The sequence below is a fragment of the Faecalibacterium sp. DFI.5.82 genome (genome assembly GCF_029076575.1).
Lineage (GTDB): Bacteria > Bacillota > Clostridia > Oscillospirales > Ruminococcaceae > Faecalibacterium > Faecalibacterium duncaniae.
The window spans coordinates 1-310 of record NZ_JARFIS010000530.1 but is presented as its reverse complement, the minus strand read 5'-3'; the positions used below and the strand labels follow the sequence as shown (position 1 = coordinate 310).

At 57.7% G+C, this 310-nt stretch carries 1 protein-coding gene; it reads right to left on the bottom strand.

Annotated elements, in window-relative coordinates:
- Positions 1-55: 55 nt before the first annotated feature.
- A partial coding sequence (locus P0G09_RS17740; RefSeq protein ID WP_275253329.1) for a hypothetical protein occupies positions 56-310 on the bottom strand: 255 nt, incomplete at its 5' end.

Here is a 310-nt window from a genome sequence, read left to right as displayed (position 1 = left end):
CCCAGGCCGTAGTAGCTCTTGACGTCAGGGAATTTCTTGCTGTGTTCGTTCATGGTCACATATCCTCCAGGTCGGTATCGGTGACGAGAGCCAGATAGACCAGCTTCGCCTTGGTGGTGGCTCTAAAAAGTTCCTCGGGCGAAAGTTCCCGCAGGACGAACCACCAGCGGTTGTCCGGGTGCGTGATCTGTACCAGTTCGGCGTGGTTCCATTCCAGGGCGTTCTCGCCGTCGGTGGCGGTGACCCTTGAGAGCTTGCCGTCGAACGTCTCCGGGGTCAGCTCAGTGTCAGAGATGAAATTGTTGCCGCT